The sequence below is a fragment of the Paenibacillus glycanilyticus NBRC 16618 genome (assembly GCF_004000805.1).
GTDB lineage: Bacteria > Bacillota > Bacilli > Paenibacillales > Paenibacillaceae > Pristimantibacillus > Pristimantibacillus glycanilyticus.
The window spans coordinates 77,909-95,969 of record NZ_BILY01000001.1; the positions used below are offsets into that span (position 1 = coordinate 77,909).

Sequence of the window (18,061 nt, forward strand, 5' to 3'; positions counted from 1 at the left end):
GATAAAGGATTATGCGGATAAAATCTAATGGTCCGTCCTAAGCAGTCCGTAGTATCTCAAATCCTCGTACGTATCTCCCTTGCGGATATGGTTACGCAATACCCCTTCGAATTTCATGCCGATCTTCTCCATCACTCTATACGACGCCGGATTCCGGGTCATTGCGGCAGCATAAACCCGGTTTAAATCCAATTCGTCAAACGCAAATTGCACAACCCGTCCCGCAGCTTCCGAACAATATCCGTTGCTCCAATAGGGCTTGCCAATCCAATAGCCCATCTCGGCCATATTATGGGTCTTAATAACGTGAAGCCCAACAACGCCAAGGAAAGCGCCCGACTCCGTCAAGGTTACGGCAAAGGAGAAGCCGTCTCCTCTTGCCGCAGCATCTTGCCTCGCTTGGATAAAAGTTGCCGCAGCTCCCGCCGGATAGGGATGAGGCATATTGAGCGTTGTATCCGCTACATCCTTATCTCCTGCTAATTGTTCAATGAACTCACCATCTGCCAATTCAAGCGGTCTTAAGGTTAAGCGTGATGATACAAGTGCATGAAACATTCAAATCCCTCCAGATTTTTAATAGTAGAACGCAAAAAAGCCCCGTCCCCGCAAGGGACGGAGCCTGCTCCGCGTTACCACCCACCCGGATCCCTGCTGCCTCGCACCAACCGGCAGTTCTCTGAAGCGGTATTTCCCCGGATTTACTTGTCCTCGTCAACGCATTTCGTTATGAATCAGGTACACTATAAAACAGAGGAAATATTCTGTCAATTACTTTTGATACAACGGGGAACTTTGCCAAGCAATCCCTAATATACTGTCAGAAATTAAGGTTTGCACAAATATTGGGCGTATTCAATGGGTCTCCTATATACAACACTTCGGCTTTGGAGTCCGTTGTACAAATCCTTTTGCGGCTTTCCGTTTAATTCAACAATCCATGGATGGGCGTCGTTATCGAGAACAAAATCTACGCTGAACTCACCCATATGATAATTACTCTCCGTATCTATTATTTCCGCTGTACGCAGGCTCACATCATAAATCGAGCGGACGATCGAGTTGACCTTTTTAGGCGGAAATAATCGTTTAAGAACATCTTGCGATAAACAAGCATTATCGAAAATGCTTGTATTATAGCTGCCTTTATAAGCGACCCGACTAATTAGATTCGTAACCGACCATAATCCCTTTTCATTTTTTTGCACGAGCGCGCGAATATCGAAGTTCCGATTTTTTATTTGTTGCATGGGAATACCCTTTTGGATGATATATGGTGTAGTATCTATCAGCTTGTTCATATGAACCAGAAATTGCATGGTGTCTTTAACAATGACTTCAGGCGAAAAATAGTGCTGACCGATATGAATTTCCTCTTCATTTTTCCACTCGGCTCGATATACCCCTATACCTTTATGCCCGCATGAAGGCTTAAGATATATGATTTTATGGTTTTCTAGTAATTGAACCGCTTTTTCCTCATCATAGGCAATGGTTTCCGGCAAATAATCCGCAAGCCATCTGCTTAGCATATTATAAATCTCAAGTTTATCGAACCGATTAATTTGGTTAAAGCATCTATGCCTGCCAATCTCTGCTTCTAAACGCGTAATGATCTCCTGATCTGTATCATAGCAACGATTGTACAAGACTTGCGGAAAAGGAAATTTGCCTGCCACCCATTTTCCGGTTGATCGGTAAAGGCCGGTTATCCTTTTTTTGTTCCAATCTATAGATGACGGAGTAAAACAAAACAGCTTTAAATCAGCTGCCTTGTATGGAAGATATTGTTTCAGAACGGATTTCCTTTGCGCTTGATTAGCTACCAGAATTCCTACAAAACGGTTTGTTTTGTTCACTATTTACCCCCGTATTCTTCTAAGAGAGTCATTAAAATAAAGTATGTAGAATTGAAGAAAATGCATGGACAACAATACAACCGAATAAAAAAATTTACTAATAGATTTGACACGAAGCAACGGCATCAGGAATAAGTTGTTCCTGAATACCAAAGGGATTGAGAATTGTTATACTCCTAAACCTCAAGACCCTTACTATTTATAAGGAGTGTGTAGCTTAATGGGTAGAATAGTAGGCCCTCCGGGCCCTCCTGGACCACAAGGTCCTGCCGGCCCTCAAGGTCCTCAAGGTCCTGCAGGTCCTCAAGGTCCTCAAGGCGCTCAAGGTGCTCAGGGTGCTCAAGGTGCTCAAGGTACTCAAGGCCCGCAGGGTCCTCAAGGCCCGCAAGGTCCTCAAGGTCCTGCTGCAGTAAGGTCATTTGCCTTCCTCTGCAGCACAGTGGACCAAACGGTTGCGGCAGCACCAACTCCTGGCGGGTTAGGCGGAGCTGTAACCTTTAATCATTCAGTTATCAATTCAACTGCCGTTTCGTTTACTGCGCCATCAACGATTAACATCCTGGAGAGCGGTTTCTACCTCATTAGTTGGGAAGTCTTCCCGACGCCGGGCAACACGGCATTTGGATTGTGGTTTGATTCAGACGCTGCGGGACCTATTCTCCCAACCTTGGTTCTTTGCAGCAATTACGGTTCTGGTGCAGGAAACAATCCTTATCAAGGTCAAGTCGTTGCCCAATTAACAGCCGGAGGTACCTTGACTTTAAACCGGATTGATAATATGGGAGCTCTGACCTTGCAAGCAAGCATTGGCGGAGGCACACCGGTGGTTAGCGCATCGATCGTTATTGAAAAATTGTCATAATAGCAGAAATGAAGTATCAAATATAGGGAAAAGATTTAACAGAAGAAAAGCAGTCCCTCCTCAACCTGAGGAGGGACTGCTTTTCTTTTTCATATGCCTCTCAAGGCCTAATCTTTCATATTGTTCTGGCGAAGCATCATGATGAGCCATTATCCGAATTAAATGTTGGATCATCCGCTTATCCCTAGGATCCCAGACGAATAGCGGCGTCTTGGCAATCTCGTTGTAAAAGGGCATGATATTTTGGGCCCACCAGTCATGCTCGCCAACTGCCCGCGGAAACCTCAGGTTGTATATTGACTATGGTAGGTTGCTCCTCCGGGATCGCTTTCAATGCCATTACGCCTCCTCTTGAAGGGATTGATACCACTGCCTGACATCCCTCTCCAGCCTCTGAGTGATTTCCGGATATTGCATGGCAAGATTGATCCGTTCGCTGCTGTCCTGTTCCAGATCGGACAAGTGTACGGCATCGGCTTCCGTACGGCTGAAGTCAAGCTTGCCGTTCAGCACAAGCTTCCACTTGCCTTCGCGGACCGCCAATTGCCCCTCGTACTCCCAAAATAGCTGCTTGTGGGGACTCAGGGCGTTTCCGCTTCGTGCGTCAAATATGCTATGACCGTCCAGATCGTATCCTTCCGTTCCAACTCCGGACAGCTCGAGCATCGTTGGAAAAATATCCATCATGGCAAACATTTCGTCCGATATTTGCCCTTGCCGACCGGCAAGCCCAGCCGGATAGCTAAGAATAGCCGGTTCACGGATACCTCCTTCGAATAGACTTGCTTTGTGACCGCGGAATCGTCCCGCACTGCCTCCGTAATATAAATCCTCTGTACCGTCCAGCCAATTGCGGGATTCGGTAGATGGGCCATTATCGCTGGAGAAGAAAATAATCGTATCTTCATAAGCACCATTTTGCTTCAACGCCTTCACGATCTCGCCTACTCCGTCGTCAACGGCCGCAATCATCGCAGCCATAATTCTCCGGTCGGGTGGCAGATCCGGAAAACGGTCCAAATAAGCTTTTGGCGCGTGCATCGGGTAATGCGGCGCATTATAAGCGACGTACATAAAATAAGGCTCATCATCGGGAGCAGCATCGATAAAAGCCGTCGCTTCTCTCGTAATGGCTTCCGTCATATATTCGCCGTTTTCCCATACCTCGGTCTCGTTCCGCCACAAGTCATGAACGGGATTAATACCCCCACCCTGCCCCCAGTAAAAAATATGGGAGTAATAATCAATGCAACCGGCGCGAAACCCGTAAAACTGGTCAAACCCGTGAGCATTTGGCCCATACTCTGCCGATGCTCCTAAATGCCATTTGCCGAACAATGCCGTCTGATAGCCATGACTTTTCAAGGCGGATGCCAGAGTTGTATGCTCTAGCGAAAGCCCCTTCGTTCCTCTTTTGCCTCCAAGAATAGAGGTGACTCCCGCTTTCGCGGGGTATTTGCCCGTTAACAGCGATGCCCTGGACGGAGAGCAGACCGGCGAATTGGAATACCAATTCGTAAACCGGATGCCTTCGCGGGCCAACTGGTCGAGATGCGGCGTCTTCATGGCATCGGAGCCATAGCAGCCCAAATCTCCATACCCCAAATCATCGCAATAAAATAGGATTATATTAGGTCGTTTCATAGAAATCTCCTCCGTCCGTTTTCCAATTGCGCGATAGCAACCGGCTTGGTCTTGCAAATGTCTATCATCCTTCCCCACTGTTTTCCATTTCGTGCCCTCAATCCCCTTTCCGCAAAATGCGATTTTTCAAAAAATTATGTCGCACGCAATAAGGCCGGTATCCTCCAGGATACCGGCCTTATTGCAATTAATCCGTTACTTCTCGATCTTAATCCAGGCAATCATCGGCTTGGAATTGCCGGCCTTAACCGCTTTTACAACAATCTCGCCGTTTACTGGCGCAATACTGTCGAATACCTTCGCTTCACGGTTTGAGCCAATGACGTAATTGCTCAACTTAGTCTCTCCGTTAATGGTCAGGTTCATATTGCGGTCGCTAGCCTTCCATGGGTCATAGAAGCCAACGGTTACTTTATACGTACCATCCGGCAGCTGGAAACGGTAAGCGATTCCTTTGCCGTTCTCGTTGCCGTCGTATTGGCGGATCGTCTCGTAAGCGTCTACCGGCGAGGATTGAGCCCATGTCTTTCCGTCATCGGCTGCATAGCCCCACATCATGCCCGTAATGGGATCAAGGCCGTATTCCTGCTCCTCTTGCGATTGGAATATGCCAAGCACTTCGCCGTCCTCCAGCGTGCCAGGCGTTCCATCCCCGGCATCCGCATAATAGACGACTTTGTTATTCGAGTTAGGCGTTGCATCCATTGGAGCGGATTCCGAAAGAGCTTCGCCGCGAACGGCAACGACCTTAAACGAATAAGCCGTGCCGTTCTGAAGGCCCGTCACAACCGATGAGCCTGGTGCTGCCGTAACCTCTGCCGCCGTTCCTCCATTCTTTGGCGCGTAACGGATCAAGTAACTGTCCGCTCCGTCCACTTCCCTGTATTGAAGCACAACCTGCCCGTCGCCCTCTTTGATCTGATAGATTTCCGGTGCGGCTGTCAGGTCTTCCGGCTTACGGGCAACCTGTAGGTAAGCGAATTGCGCGTCCGCCCAGCTATGCAGTCCAACGCGTCCGCTTGTGTACGTGGAATCTTTTACGTCAAAGATGAGATTGCCGTCCAGATAGGCTTGAATATGCTGACCGTCAAGCTGTACCTCCATCTTGTAATACTCGCCTAATTTGGGCGAGAAGGGTACGGCTTCGGCCAAGTTTTGCCCGTCTCTGCGAAGGAACAGAATGCCGTTCTCAAAGCCGAACACATAACCCTTCGAATAGCTGCTGCCGCGGAAAGTAATTCCCCAATCCGCTTCGCCGAGCGCATGCTTCGCTACCGCGGTAATGGTACCGTCAATGATCGAAAGATTGTTTACGCCAATCTCGCCGCGGTTATTACCGCCGGAAGCATGCTTCAGAAGTCCGTCTTCCATCACCCATTTGCTGACATCCTGCGTGTAGCCCGCCAGATTTCCGCTTGTGAAATCGTCCTTGAACCGGATTTCCCCATTCTCAGGCGTTACCGAGGTTTCGGTATAGCCGGTTCCTTTACCGCCTTTGCCAATCGTCGAGACGCGCACGGTTACCGCTTCTCCGTTAGTTAGACCGGTTAATACGGTTTTGTTGCCGCTGATCTGCTGGACATTGTTGTTCAGAGAGGTTTGAACCGTATATCCTGCAGCTCCTTCAACGGCACCAAACGTAAGCAGAGCTTCCCCGTTGCCCGGAATCGCCACCAGCTTGCCCGGTGCCGCAATGTCCGGCTTTACCGTAAACTCAGCCGTAGGCTTGCTGGAGCTGCTGCCGTCCACGGCTTCCACAACGCCGTAATACGCCGTTCCGTTCGCAAGTCCGTCAATCTGTATCTTACCGTTAGGTACTTCGGCCAAAACTTGCTTGTCGTAATTCCCTGACTCGGTGCCATAACGAACGCGATAGTTAGATACGCCAATCTGAGTATCGTAAGCGACGATAAAGCCTCCATCCGTGCCTGCTGCTTTTACGCCGGATGGCGCAAGCAGCTTAGGCGTACCGTAAGCTTTCTTGGATGCGGGGCCAAAGCCCTTGTCATTGCCTGCCCGAATGGTTACGTCATACTGTTGATCATTTTTCAGACCTTGCAGGATAACCGTATCGGTGGACATATTCGACAGTTTTAATACCTTCTTGTCATTTTTGCTGCCGTATTCCACTTCGTACTCATAAGCGCCTTTTGGAGCATTGAAGTCGATTTTAAGGCCTTTGTTAAGCGGCTCTACCTTCACGATTTGAGGAGCATCCGGCTTTTTGTTTACTTTTACGACATCGCCATTAAGCGTCACGATGGAACGGGCCGGGATTACCGCATCAAACGAGCCGTCTGCCGATGCCGGAATGTCCGCGCCTCTCTCCAGGTCCTTGTCTGACGATGTGACGTAAGGCTTCAATACATGAACCGCCTCATGCTTGTCGATGCCGCTGACTTCAACCTTGATATGCTGCTCCTTCGCGCTGTCGTTGACGAACACCGTCGTAACGGTATTTTCACCGTCATGCTTGTAAGCCGATCCGAGCAGCGCGCCGTTACGCGCGTTATCGTCAAGGCCGGAGAGCGCGATGCGCTCCGCGCCCGGACGGATAAATTTACTGTAGTTGCCAAGCGTCCAGAACATTTTGGAAGTGAGGATATTTTGTTCGTCGCCCGGGTTATGGAAGTCGGTATAGATCAAGCCGTCCTTGTAATCTCCCGCGGATACCGCCGTCCACCACTGCCAAGCGGAAGCATTTGCTCTCGACAGGTCGAAATGGATCGTCTTCGCGATATAAAGCGCCGGATCAATGCCAAGGTCGCGGCCGGGACCGTAGTCCCCGAGAATGCAATATTCGCTCATCCAGTAAACCGCTTCGCGGTCGTATTTGTTCAAATTGGAGAACAGCAAATCTCTTAACGTACCGTAACGGTCATCTCCCGTCTTGCTGTAATCCGACCAGTAGGAGTGGGAAGCGATATGATGGCCAACCGCTTCCTGAAGCTCCGGATCGCCAAGCAGGTCTTTAATATATTCGCGGTATTTGCCAACGCCAAGGCTGTTGGAACCGCCGCTATACTTTTCTTGGCCCGAGAAGGATTTGAATACTTCGTCATCCAGAAGCGCCGTAATCTCTACGCCATCCGGCGCGCTGATCTGCGTCTCAAGCCCTTTGGCCTGCAATTGCTTATACAGCTCGAGAATGACCAGCTTAATATCGTCGTTGTTATATCGGTTGCCCTCCTGGCCTGCTTTGTTCCAATCCCAGGTCGGTTCATTAATCGGGCTGATATAGTTCAAATTAATGCCTTGTTCCTTAAAATGTTCAATGACATCCGTCAAGAAGGCCGCGAACTCATCTTCATACCCGTCTTTCAGGTTCGTGGATCCAACCGTGGAATCCGGCTGCGCGTGGCCGTTCTTCGTCATCCATACCGGAGGGCTGTTAACGAAACCGATAAGCGTATCTACGCCGCGGTTTTTGGCTGCCTGCAGGAACCATTGTTGACCGGCTTGCTTGCTCCAGTCGTAATCGCCATTCTCGGAGGACTTGAACGATTCGACGCGGCGCCAAGGATCGGTAATGATGGTTTTGTCCGTCTCGGTTGAGCCCGCCCCGATATTGAAACGCCAAGCGGTAAGGCCAATCCCCTTGTCCCTTGAGAAGAGCAGGTCCGCTACCTTGTTCTTATTCTCCTCCGTCCAGTTCTTCCCGAGCTGCTCCATACTCCAGGCGTCGGACGCTCCGAAGTTATCGATGGTCTGGAAGGTGGTTGAGGCATCGACTTTTACGACGGCATCATACGTGACCGTTGTCTTTGCAGTCTCTGCCGCATAAGTCGGGCTCCCCAGCGAGGTAAGGCTGATGACGGTACCCAGCATCGCTGCCGCGGTTCTTTTCTTAAGCTTGAACGGTTTCAATCGTCTTCCCCCTTAAATTGAAATGGTCTGGACAATTAAGAAAACGGTTTCATGAAACCGGTTTCTTAAAGCTCCAAAAAGGTGGAGCACGTCATTTTATGAAGGGCTCCACGCTCTCGATTTTACTTCCTGCCTCTTCGCTCCACATCCTACTTTGCTCCTAAAATTCCCGTCTTTCAGCCGCTATTTTTGTCTAATCCTAGCTTTTCTTGTTGAATTAACAAATGGAAAAAGCAGTCGCGTTCCTGCTGTCTTTGTGTCCGCTTCGAATAAATTGGCTCCAGTCTATGAGATATATACCTTATTCCGAGCTCGAGGCTTGCACGTACTATGAAGCATATCGTCAATTGAGGAGTTGAATAATGAAAGCTTTAGTTACTGGAGGCGCCGGCTTTATCGGCTCCCACCTGACAGATGCGCTCGTTCAAAGCGGCGCCGTTGTCCATGTCATTGATAATTTATCTACAGGCTTCAGACACAACGTTCATCCTGAAGCGGTTCTCCATGAGCTGGATATGAATAGCGATGAGGCTATGCAGACCATAAAGCAAGTCAGACCGGATATCGTATTTCATATGGCCGCGCAGGTCGATGTCCAGCGTTCGGTAGCTGACCCGGCTTTTGATGCTTCGATCAATATTGTCGGAACGATTCGCCTGATGATGGCATGCCGGCAGGCTGAAGTCGGCAAGCTTGTTTTTTCTTCTACCTCCGCTGTTTACGGCGATGCCAATAAAGAAAGAAATTTGGAGGATGCCGTTACAGCACCCATCTCCTATTACGGACTGTCCAAGCTTACTGGAGAAAGCTATATCCGGCTGTTTCACAAAATGTACGGTCTCCCCTATACGATATTGCGCTACAGCAACGTGTATGGCCCGCGGCAGAACGCTACCGGGGAAGGCGGCGTCGTTTCCATTTTTATGAATAAGTTAAAACAAGGCCTCCCCCTTCACGTAAACGGAAGCGGCAATCAAACCAGGGATTTCATCTATGTGCAGGATGTTGTGCAAGCGAACTTGGCAGCTATCCATCATGGAGACCAGGAAACGGTCAATATCAGCACGGGACTGCGCACTTCCATTAACAATCTGATTCATATGATAAAGCTTATCCATGGTCAAAATGTCGACATCCATTACGGTCCGCAGCGGCCGGGCGATATTATGGACAGCTGCCTGGATAATACAAAAGCCAATCAACTTCTAGGCTGGCGGCCTGCAAGCAGTCTGTTTGAAGGACTCTCCCAAACCTATCAGCATGTGCCAATGAAATAACAAGAAAGCTAATAGCCGCTGCAGCCAGCGGCATATTAGCTTTCTGCTTCATTTCCTTCACTTAGTGGCCACATAAATAATGGTAAATCCATCGTCTCTTCCGGGCACAATCTCGTACGTCTCGTTATCTTGCGTTACGGCTTGCTGGATATGAAAGCCATTCTTAACAAGCAGATTGCGCAGCTCTTTCGGACGATAATGACGAAAATGATGAGGGTTTACCCCATGCAAAAAGTAAGGGTTCTTTAAATAAGGAATAACGTTCTCGTTAGGCGCCGATATAAGCAGCACCCCGCCTTTATTCAAGCATTGATACAGCTTCCGGATAAATGACTGGTCATCCTTCATATGCTCGACGGTCTCGAAACAGATGATGATATCGTAGCTTGGCAGCGGGAGCTCCTCGTGAAAGGTGCCGGATAAATCAGTCTGGCAATAAACGGTTTTGTGGGAGAAGAAGTGATGAACCGCCCAATCTAAACCGTGCTGAGACTTATCCACTCCGACCGCTAATGTACATGCAGAATGAGCGGCCATATAATGCGTACCGAAACCTGAACCGCAGGCTGCATCGAGCAAAATATCGCCAGGGCGGATAAAACGTACCGCATATTGATAGCGATAGTAATGATCCGGCATGGCATCGTCTACTGACGTTGCATACATTCGTTCCATCTTGGCAATTTCGTCATCCATTTTTTCGCCTCCAGTAACCATAAAACCAAACTTGATTCCGCATAACAGATATTTACCGGGGGATATCTGTACATTGCAATCTTCTAAATCTATGAATCTAATATATGAAAAGCAGAAACGAGGAGGAGATCAGCTTGAGCGACTGGATAGATTTTTCTGCGCAGGAGGTTTCTGTCGGAACGGGATCGCTGCCGTTGTCAATAGCCACGGGTACCGAGATTTTGCTAACTTCTATCTTTCTTCCTATTGCGGATCATCAAACCCGGATTAACGGTTATGCAACAATCGGCTGGGAAACTCCTCTGTTACAGAACACGCAGCATATCAACATGATTTTTCGAATTCGCCGAGGCGGGTTTACATCGGCTCATAAGTTAATTTGCTGGGTCGTCGATTCCGTCTCCCTAGGCCATGACGTTCCCATATTAACGCTAGATAAGACTTTATCTTTGCAGTTCACCGATCTGCCAAGTTCAGAGAGCATTGGAACCTATCAACAATACTGCCTGACAGCAGAGCTCGCGGGAACGGGCATGGCAACAATCTCCGGGCCAATCACGCTTATCGGCGGAACGTTTAACCTATAAAAAGAGGAGGGCAACAAAAACGATGGCTATTCAAGATTCCGCTTCGATAAGAGTACTGCCGGGCACTCATTCCCTCCCGCTTCCTATCTCTTTCGGTACAGAAACCTTGCTGACATCCCTATTTCTGAAGTGCTCTAGCCCTGAGAGTAAAATCTTTATCGAAGCCTCCGTCTGCTGGAGAGCCGAAGCATCTCAGCTGCCCATTGTGCCGAAAATCATACTCCGGCTAAGACGCGGCGGCGTTACTCCGGCTTTCCCCGAAGTCTCTCAAATCGCTGACTCCTGCTACTGGACTAACAATATGTCGCCAACCTCTGTCACAACCACCTTTTATCACGTGGAATCTCCCGAGCCTGGAACAGACGGATTATATCAGTCCTATTATCTGACGGCAGAATCAGCCGGTATCGGCACAATAACGGTAATGGGTCCGATCGTACTAAAAGGAACAACAATCGGGTATTCCTGATGATTTTGCTTTTTGAAAGGAGGTGATAGCATGACAGTTACGATTGTAGACTACCAATACCAAGAAGTTGCTGCCGGAACGGGCTCGCTTCCGTTCACAATCTCTCCGGGGACAGAATACTTGCTGACTTCCGTTTTTCTCCAAATCAACAACATCAATAACCGGATTGAAATCAAAGCATCGATTGGCTGGGAAGCACAGCTGCTGCTGCTCAATATTGTTCCAAAGCTGCTCTTCCGGATCCGGCGCGGCGGCATAGCTGCTCCTGCTCCGGTAGTGTACCAGACAATGGATTCAGCCTTTATCGGAACAGTACAAGAAGGCCCATGGGTAGCGCTTGATTTCACGACGGCCTTCCAGCATACGGAAACGGCAACGGCTGGTCTGGTTGGTACCTTCCAGCAATATTCCCTCACCGTTGAACATGTTGGACAAAACTCGGTTACCTTAACCGGCCCCGTGCATCTTGACGGTACGGTCTATCTGTAAGCAGGCAACATTGAGGTGGTTGGTTAGCTGGATTCCGGCTAACCAACCGCTTCTTTGTTTACCTGTCTTCGAAAATATTCTGCGATCCGGTTCTCGTATCCATCCATACAATGAAAGTTGTCCCTGCCGCGTTGATTTCCAGGTCGTTATAATCGCCAATGGACGGTGTAGGTTCGCCAATCGACGGGTCTGCGTTTGGATCAAAGGAGACGCTGGTAATCCGGCGGTTAGGCAGAAACGTATTGCCGGCATCATTCGACTCGGTCAAATACACATCAATGAGATTAGTGGTTACACGGTTCGTATAGTACATAGCCTTGAATGCGCCGGTGTCGCGGGAAACTGTCGCATTGGGCAAAAAGTTCTGCGTACCGGCTGGGCTGTCATCAATCTGCTTGGCGGCTGACCAGGTATTGCCCCTGTCCGTCGAACGCGACATAAAGATATGCGCACTGCCCGTACGGTTATCTTGCCAGACGGCATAGACGATACCTTGGCCGTTAAACGGCGAAATATCCGTTGCCATATAGGCTATGGTTAAGACACGGAAGCCAAAGGTTGGAACCGGAAGAGGGGTTGGTACGAGGCTGACCGTGGACACGGTTACGATTGGCCCAAAGGTTACTCCCCCGTCCAGCGATCTGCGCATTAAATATTGCGGCGTCCCAGGTCCGTATTGCATCCATCCGACATACACATCACCTTGCGGTCCGATCGCAATCGTAGATCCAAAGCTTGATACGCCTTGCACTTGATTCGTCAGCAGAATTGGCGGAGACCAAGTCTGTCCTTGATCAAGGGACCGTTGAAACAGGGTTTCCGACTGCGTGAAATTGTTAAAGTATCGGGTATACGCCACGTAAGCCTGCCCTAAATAAGGGCTGCCATTCGCCGTATCAATCACTAGCGCCGGTTTATCATTATAAACGGCCGTCCCGAAGCCCTGATTGACAATGATTGGAGCAGAAAAAGAAGCTCCGTTGTCGGTTGAACGATAGACGATAATAGACGAGTTCTGCACAGGGTTTACAGTGAGCGCGGTAGCGGCGACGAGAAAGGTCTGACCATAACCAAAAGCGGCAACTCCATCTCCCGAGGCGTCAAATCCCGGTGGAGGTGAAAGTAAGGTTTGAGTATACGATACCCCTGCGTTAATCGACCGATAGATCGTTGTCATGTTGTTGCCCGAACGCAAATCATTTGTTGTTACCACGATGGTAGACTGGTCAAGCGTATTAAGCGCAATGGACGGCTCCTGCTGAGGTCCGGAAGGGGTAATTTGTTGGTTTGCCATTATCATTACTCCTTTCTAATTATTTATTATGTCTGGTTCGCTTGGAACAAGATCGAGCCGACAATATGGTCGTCTACGATTGAAAAAGACTTAGGAATGTCCATCTGATATGCATTCCGGAAATAGGTGCATATTTTCGCCCCATGGTGACCGGGATGCTTAGGCGGATGGGAAGCCTTGCGGATATGCTGTTTGCTCAGAAGCCGTTCATACAGCTCTTCGATTCGTTCTGCCATTGCGGGGAGAGACCATTGCTTAAGGCCCCAGCTGTGTCCGTTCTTGGCTAAACGGTTGCGAAGCGGCTTGTTCTCGATCAACAATTGCAGGCATCTTGACAACTCGCCGCTATCCCCGGCTCTTGCCATCAGACCGGTCTGACCGTGCTGAACCATCTCCGGAATACCTCCGGCATCCGAAACGAGTATCGGCTTGCTCGCAAGCTGAGCTTCCATGACGGCATACGGCTGGTTGTCATTCAAGCTTGGAAGGACGATGATATCCGATTGCCGCATTAACGAAGGCACGTCATTCCTGCTTCCCGCAAATACAACATAAGGCGATAAGCCGAGTTCAAGCGCTTTGATCTCCAGCTCTGCCCGGAGATTGCCGTCGCCAACAAACAGACATCTCCAATCGTTTCTGGATTGTTTGAGCAGGTGCAGGGCATCCAACAAGCTGCTGTGTCCTTTTACTTTATCCAGGCGGGCTGGACATAGAATATTGCAGTTGTCTTTTGGTAGCTTGAAAGAAGTTCTTTCTTTTGTGCGCTGCAAAAAATGCTCGATGTTCATTCCGTAAGGCACGACCTCCATATGATCGCCGGGCACCAAATAACTGCCAAGCGTCCGATGCAGCCAGTTGGTCGGTACGACGGCCAAATCGCTCGAGGTAGCCCCGTAATATTCTCTGGCGCAAGCATACTTCCAAATTGAATCGGAAGGTGCTCGGCCCTCCAGGGAAACCCAGAAATCGGTAGCGAGGCACCCGTGTATCGTATTGATCAAAGGAACGCCATTCGGCTTGATTTGCCATAAAGCACGGGAGGAAATCACATCTTGCGCGTGGATGATATCATAACCCCGAAGGCCCAAATACGAAGCCGCCAGCGCATAAGAGCAAAACTCGATTTCCTGGTCCACGATCCAAGGGTCGATTGGAATCGGCTGCGAGGCATACACCGCTTTTATTTCTTTTTCTATCAAAGGTCTAAACAGCTTTTTCTCAACCCTGCGGCCGGAATTCACGATATAGTAGCTGTTCTCGTCCGGATGTCTCGCGAGTATGTCTACTTCATGCCCCAGCTTCTCCAGACTAGCTTTCAGATCCTGCATATAGACCCATACCCCGCCTACATGCGGAATCAGCCAATACGTGGCTATAAGAATTTTCATAGGCTGTCAGCACGCTTCGAAGCTATCGTTCTCTCGTAGAGAAGAACCGTCCGGTTAATCATGGTCTGTAAAGACCAATTTCGAAGACCTTGATATCTCGCTTGATTGGCCAGCTTCTTTCTCTGGTCTTCATCACCGAGCAGTTGATTTAAGCCCCCGCATAACAGATCCGCGTTCCCGCTTGGAAAAAGCACGCCGGTCTTTCCGTTATCGATCATTTCGGGTATTCCCCCTGTGTCTGAGGCAATGATGGGTTTTCCAGCCACCTGCGCTTCCATTACGGCAAACGGCAAATTGTCATGAATACTTGGCAGCACAATCAGATCCGCTTCCTGCAGCAGAAGTGCCATATTGTTTCGGTGACCAAGAAAGCTGACCTGTTGTCCCAACCCCAACCGGCTTACCGATTGTTCCAGCTGGCTGCGCAGGGGACCGTCCCCTGCCAGCCAGCAAATCCAATCCGATCGGGTTTCCTTTAGCTTAGACAAAGCTTGCAGCAGCACTCGATGCCCCTTTACAGGATCGAGGCGCGCGGGACATAGAATTAATTTCAAACCGTTTTTATGAAAGGCAGGCGTATAAAGGGCGGATTGATGGAGGAATTTCATCGTATCGAAGCCGTAAGCGATAACGGCTGCCGTGAAATTTGTTCGGCCGGGTTTGACGTCATACTGCCCCTTAAGCCACCTGGATGGAAAGATAACCTGGTCAGCTGCCAGTCTTCCGTAATGATCCAGCGCTTTGGCCCATTCCCGGGATAAGGAGCGCTTTGAGACAACATTTTGATGCATCCATTCCGCGGCCAAGTCTCCGTGAAGAGTTAATAGCAGCGGGATATGCGGTGGTTTCACTTCATGAGCGCCTATCGCGGATATGACATCCTGCGCGTGGATGAGATCGTAATTCTCCAATCCGAAAAGGGATAACGCTTGACGGAAAGCGATGCGCTCGCTTTCCATATCAGCCAGCCAAGGGTCAAAGGAAGGCATCTTATGATTGTATCGTGTACCGATCTGCCGCTTTACCGCCGCCGAAACCAACGGTTTATCGATGGTTTTCCCCTTGTCTACAATGTGGTATTTCATCCCCGTTTCGTTATGGGAGATAATATCCACTTCATGTCCCAGGTCTTCGAGCCCCTTCCTTAATGCCAGCGTATACGTGGAAACTCCGCCGGAATAAGGAATACACCAATAGGAAACAAGGGCAATCTTCATTCCGCTTCCCTCCTCCGGCTAGACCGTCTCCAAGCTGATCCGTTCACGGTACCACTCAATCGTGTTAAGAAGTCCTTGCTCCAGGGAAACGGATGGCCTATAACCTAATATAGTCTCCGCCCGGGTTAAGTCAGGCTCGCGGGCCGGCATATCCTCGTAACCCGGACCGTAAGCCTCCGCATAGGATTTGTGTATTACCGGCGATGTAGAACGGCTTAGCTGAATGATCAGCTGCGCAAGCTGAATGATCGTCACGGAATGAGTCGAACCGATGTTAATAGCCAGACCGTTTGCCTCCGGGCCAAGCGCCGCGATCGTTCCGCTTACGGTATCGTCCACAAAGGTAAAGCATCTCCGCTGCGTACCGCTCCCGTATACCTCGAGAGGTTCTCCCTTTAATGCGGCGGTAATGAATCTGGCTACGACCCCACCGTATTGCGAGTTAGTTTGTCTAGGTCCGTAGGCATTGAAATAACGGAGCACCGTTACCGGAAGTCCTTTCGCAGCATACGCAAAGCACATATGCTCGTCAATGGATTTGGCCGTCGCGTAACTCCAGCGATGAATGGAAGGCGCGCCGTATACGCGGTCCGACATTTCGTTAAACGGCAGCTTCTCGTTTTTCCCGTAGATCTCCGAGGTCGATGCGAATATAACCTTCGTGCGGCTTGGATAAGCCAGTTCAAGAATATTTCGGGTCCCGTCGATATTGCCTTCAATGACCTTGATCGGATCCTCTACCGTATTTTTCACTCCAAGCACGGCTGCCAGATGATAGACCGTATCCGCTTGACTCATGCATTTCTTCACCAGCTTCCGGTCCAGTACCGAGCCTTCGATAAGCCTATGACGGGGATGATTGGATAAGTGAACGAGAAACTCGTGCTTTCCGTTCGAGAAATCATCCAATGTCGTGACGGTGTGTCCTGCCGCCAACAAGCTTTCCACAAGATGGGAGCCAATGAATCCTGCCCCGCCCGTTACTAATATCTTCAAGAGAATTCCCTCCTTAAATTAGGATCACGTTATTCCGGTCCGCAAGTTTGCCGGTTGCATTCCTCGTATCCAGGACAATAGGGGTATGAGTGACAATAAGCTCGTATGGAATATTGGAATGATCCGTCAGAATGACGGTGCAATCGTAATTTTTCATATTCCTTGCAGTAAGCGGAAGCGAATGGAGGGTTGTTCCTCCGACTTGAAGCTCGTTAACGTAGGGATCGAAAAACCCGACATGGACCCCTTCTTGCAGCAATTGTTCAATAATAGGCAAAGCGATGGATTCGCGCATATCGTTAACGTCTTTTTTATACGTGACTCCAATAATCAGCACGCTGCTGCCCTTCAGCACTTTAGGCTTCAGGATTTTGGAAACTCTCCCAACGATATAAGCGGGCATACTCTCGTTGACATGCGAGCTAAGCTCGATGAAAGGCATGTCGATCTGATGCTCTCTCGCCTTCCAGAGCAAATACAAGGGATCAACCGGTATGCAATGTCCGCCGATTCCAGGACCGGGATAATATTTGGTAAATCCGAACGGTTTTGTCCCTGCTGCCTCAATAACTTCCCAGAGATTGATATCCAGCTCCTCGCATAACTTAAGAAGACTGTTCATAAAAGAAATGTTCAGGAATCGCTGGCAGTTTTCCAGCAGCTTCGTCATCTCCGCGGCGCGAGGGGAAGAGACGACCACCACCTTCTCAAATGCGGTGCCATAGACTTCCTTGGCGTACGAAGTGCTTGCCGGATTCACTCCGCCTACAACCTTCGGAATTTGCGACAGCTCCCAATGCGATCCGGGATCGATTCGTTCCGGCGAATAAGCTAGCAGAAGATCCTTCCCGACCTCCAGTCCCGTGCTCTCCAGAAGCGGCTTCAGGATTTCCTCGCTTGTTCCCGGGAAGGTGGAGCTCTCGAGGGCTACAAGCTGCCCTCTTCGCAGATGAGGAAGTATGCAGCGGGTAGCGTTTACCACAAATCTCAAGTCCGGCTGCATATGCTCGTCAAGCGGTGTCGGAACGCACAAAATAATGACATCCGCCTTCTCTATCACTTCAAACGAATGGCTGACATGAAAGTTTTTCCCGCTAAAAAGCTCTCGTATATCGTTTCTCTTATAGTCGGATAAATAGGATTGACGTTTCTGCAGCATTTGAATCTTGCGAATATCGGTATCGATTCCGTAGACCGTATTCCCCTTCTCTACGAACAGCTTCGCGAGCGGCAATCCGACATACCCCAGGCCAATTATGGCGATTTTATATTTAAGGGCAAGCTCCAATCTCTTTCAACTCCTTCAATTCATCTTCTAGCATGATACGCAAATGAATCAGAGAAGCATTGGATTAACGTCTAAAGGCTATGAAAATAGTAGTTTATCCCGAATTTACGGACTAAAAGAGATAA

15 protein-coding genes are annotated in these 18,061 nt (G+C 49.3%); 5 read left to right on the plus strand and 10 right to left on the minus strand.

The features are described from left to right. Positions 1-24: 24 nt before the first annotated feature. The gene (locus PGL01S_RS00285) at positions 25-558 is read right to left on the minus strand and encodes a GNAT family N-acetyltransferase (RefSeq protein WP_127490572.1); all 534 of its coding nucleotides are present in this window, start codon (positions 556-558) and stop codon (positions 25-27) included. A 269-nt stretch (positions 559-827) separates the two neighbouring features. Beyond that, positions 828-1,859 carry a YheC/YheD family endospore coat-associated protein gene (locus PGL01S_RS00290; protein WP_127490573.1) on the minus strand — a complete coding sequence of 344 codons (1,032 nt, stop codon included), beginning with the start codon at positions 1,857-1,859 and terminating at the stop codon, positions 828-830. 220 nt (positions 1,860-2,079) lie between these two features. Between PGL01S_RS00290 and PGL01S_RS00295 the strand changes: the two genes are divergently transcribed. Continuing rightward, a complete protein-coding gene (locus PGL01S_RS00295; protein WP_127490574.1) occupies positions 2,080-2,721 on the plus strand; it encodes a collagen-like protein in 642 nt (213 codons plus the stop codon). Positions 2,722-3,060: 339 nt separating this feature from the next. Here the strand turns inward: PGL01S_RS00295 and PGL01S_RS00300 are convergent, their stop codons facing one another. Continuing rightward, positions 3,061-4,365, minus strand: a complete 1,305-nt coding sequence (locus PGL01S_RS00300; RefSeq protein ID WP_127490575.1) for a sulfatase-like hydrolase/transferase — start codon at positions 4,363-4,365, stop codon at positions 3,061-3,063. Positions 4,366-4,560: 195 nt separating this feature from the next. Beyond that, the gene (locus PGL01S_RS00305) at positions 4,561-8,232 is read right to left on the minus strand and encodes a glycoside hydrolase (protein ID WP_127490576.1); all 3,672 of its coding nucleotides are present in this window, start codon (positions 8,230-8,232) and stop codon (positions 4,561-4,563) included. A gap of 362 nt (positions 8,233-8,594) precedes the next feature. Here PGL01S_RS00305 and PGL01S_RS00310 point away from each other — a divergent pair, with 362 nt between their 5' ends. After that, complete coding sequence (locus PGL01S_RS00310; protein WP_127490577.1) at positions 8,595-9,509, plus strand: NAD-dependent epimerase/dehydratase family protein; 915 nt, start codon at positions 8,595-8,597, stop codon at positions 9,507-9,509. 57 nt (positions 9,510-9,566) lie between these two features. Here the strand turns inward: PGL01S_RS00310 and PGL01S_RS00315 are convergent, their stop codons facing one another. Then, positions 9,567-10,205 (minus strand): class I SAM-dependent methyltransferase, encoded by a 639-nt coding sequence (locus tag PGL01S_RS00315; RefSeq protein WP_164775332.1) that lies wholly within the window; start codon positions 10,203-10,205, stop codon positions 9,567-9,569. A gap of 134 nt (positions 10,206-10,339) precedes the next feature. On the opposite strand from PGL01S_RS00315, the gene PGL01S_RS00320 reads away from it, so the two are divergent. Genes PGL01S_RS00320 through PGL01S_RS00330 form a run of 3 tightly spaced genes read left to right on the plus strand, consistent with a single transcriptional unit; the run spans position 10,340 to position 11,750 of the window. Further along, complete coding sequence (locus tag PGL01S_RS00320; protein ID WP_127490579.1) at positions 10,340-10,792, plus strand: hypothetical protein; 453 nt, start codon at positions 10,340-10,342, stop codon at positions 10,790-10,792. Positions 10,793-10,814: 22 nt separating this feature from the next. Further along, positions 10,815-11,261: a hypothetical protein gene (locus PGL01S_RS00325; protein WP_127490580.1), complete on the plus strand. Its 447-nt coding sequence runs from the start codon at positions 10,815-10,817 to the stop codon at positions 11,259-11,261. Between the two features lie 30 nt (positions 11,262-11,291). Then, complete coding sequence (locus tag PGL01S_RS00330) at positions 11,292-11,750, plus strand: hypothetical protein (RefSeq protein ID WP_127490581.1); 459 nt, start codon at positions 11,292-11,294, stop codon at positions 11,748-11,750. A 58-nt stretch (positions 11,751-11,808) separates the two neighbouring features. On the opposite strand, the gene PGL01S_RS00335 is transcribed toward PGL01S_RS00330, so the two are convergent. From PGL01S_RS00335 to PGL01S_RS00355, 5 genes are read right to left on the minus strand one after another with little or no spacing between them, the layout of a single operon-like run. Next, complete coding sequence (locus PGL01S_RS00335; protein ID WP_127490582.1) at positions 11,809-13,044, minus strand: sialidase family protein; 1,236 nt, start codon at positions 13,042-13,044, stop codon at positions 11,809-11,811. A 26-nt stretch (positions 13,045-13,070) separates the two neighbouring features. Further along, entirely contained in the window at positions 13,071-14,435 is a 1,365-nt protein-coding gene (locus tag PGL01S_RS00340) for a glycosyltransferase family 4 protein (protein ID WP_127490583.1), read from the minus strand. Further along, positions 14,432-15,652 carry a glycosyltransferase family 4 protein gene (locus PGL01S_RS00345; protein WP_127490584.1) on the minus strand — a complete coding sequence of 407 codons (1,221 nt, stop codon included), beginning with the start codon at positions 15,650-15,652 and terminating at the stop codon, positions 14,432-14,434. The genes PGL01S_RS00340 and PGL01S_RS00345 overlap by 4 nt, the downstream gene beginning before the upstream one ends. An 18-nt stretch (positions 15,653-15,670) precedes the next feature. Further along, the gene (locus PGL01S_RS00350; protein ID WP_127490585.1) at positions 15,671-16,648 is read right to left on the minus strand and encodes an NAD-dependent epimerase/dehydratase family protein; all 978 of its coding nucleotides are present in this window, start codon (positions 16,646-16,648) and stop codon (positions 15,671-15,673) included. 13 nt (positions 16,649-16,661) lie between these two features. Further along, complete coding sequence (locus tag PGL01S_RS00355; RefSeq protein ID WP_127490586.1) at positions 16,662-17,936, minus strand: nucleotide sugar dehydrogenase; 1,275 nt, start codon at positions 17,934-17,936, stop codon at positions 16,662-16,664. Between the last annotated feature and the right edge of the window lie 125 nt (positions 17,937-18,061).

Excerpts from the sequence above, each read along its gene's own strand:
- PGL01S_RS00325 (WP_127490580.1), top strand. The coding sequence starts at position 10,815 with ATGGCTATTCAAGATTCCGCTTCGATAAGAGTACTGCCGGGCACTCAT.
- PGL01S_RS00300 (WP_127490575.1), bottom strand. The coding sequence starts at position 4,365 with ATGAAACGACCTAATATAATCCTATTTTATTGCGATGATTTGGGGTAT.
- PGL01S_RS00330 (WP_127490581.1), top strand. The coding sequence starts at position 11,292 with ATGACAGTTACGATTGTAGACTACCAATACCAAGAAGTTGCTGCCGGA.
- PGL01S_RS00345 (WP_127490584.1), bottom strand. The coding sequence starts at position 15,652 with ATGAAGATTGCCCTTGTTTCCTATTGGTGTATTCCTTATTCCGGCGGA.
- PGL01S_RS00310 (WP_127490577.1), top strand. The coding sequence starts at position 8,595 with ATGAAAGCTTTAGTTACTGGAGGCGCCGGCTTTATCGGCTCCCACCTG.
- PGL01S_RS00340 (WP_127490583.1), bottom strand. The coding sequence starts at position 14,435 with ATGAAAATTCTTATAGCCACGTATTGGCTGATTCCGCATGTAGGCGGG.
- PGL01S_RS00335 (WP_127490582.1), bottom strand. The coding sequence starts at position 13,044 with ATGGCAAACCAACAAATTACCCCTTCCGGACCTCAGCAGGAGCCGTCC.
- PGL01S_RS00295 (WP_127490574.1), top strand. The coding sequence starts at position 2,080 with ATGGGTAGAATAGTAGGCCCTCCGGGCCCTCCTGGACCACAAGGTCCT.
- PGL01S_RS00285 (WP_127490572.1), bottom strand. The coding sequence starts at position 558 with ATGTTTCATGCACTTGTATCATCACGCTTAACCTTAAGACCGCTTGAA.
- PGL01S_RS00315 (WP_164775332.1), bottom strand. The coding sequence starts at position 10,205 with ATGGATGACGAAATTGCCAAGATGGAACGAATGTATGCAACGTCAGTA.